This is a genomic window from Leifsonia sp. SIMBA_070 (assembly GCF_046534635.1).
In the GTDB taxonomy this organism is placed as follows: Bacteria; Actinomycetota; Actinomycetes; order Actinomycetales; family Microbacteriaceae; genus Leifsonia.
Map to the genome: position 1 here is coordinate 1 of NZ_JAWRYK010000326.1, position 269 is coordinate 269.

At 57.2% G+C, this 269-nt stretch carries 1 protein-coding gene; it reads left to right on the top strand.

Annotation, left to right across the window (positions count from 1 at the left end):
• The coding region (locus tag SB754_RS20540; protein ID WP_410784209.1) for a hypothetical protein at nt 1-269 on the top strand (269 nt) is incomplete at both ends.

Consider the following 269-nt stretch of genomic DNA (forward strand, 5'->3'; position numbering starts at 1 on the left):
GTGTCCATCTACAAGCCCAGCCGGTGGCAGAACATGGATAACCGCTGGCGCTACAACCTTTATCTGGGCCAGCAGGTCGAGCTGCTGAGCAACGGGGATGGCGATCGTGAACAGAGCCCGGTGTTCGGTGCCCTTTCCAACTACCTGATGCATCCTGCTGCAGTACTGGGGCTATCACTGCAACAAGTCGATGCTGACCTGCAGTTGGGAACCTCGCTGGACTGGGACGTGCATGAACGGTTCAAGCTTTACGCCAGCCTCAATCAGAC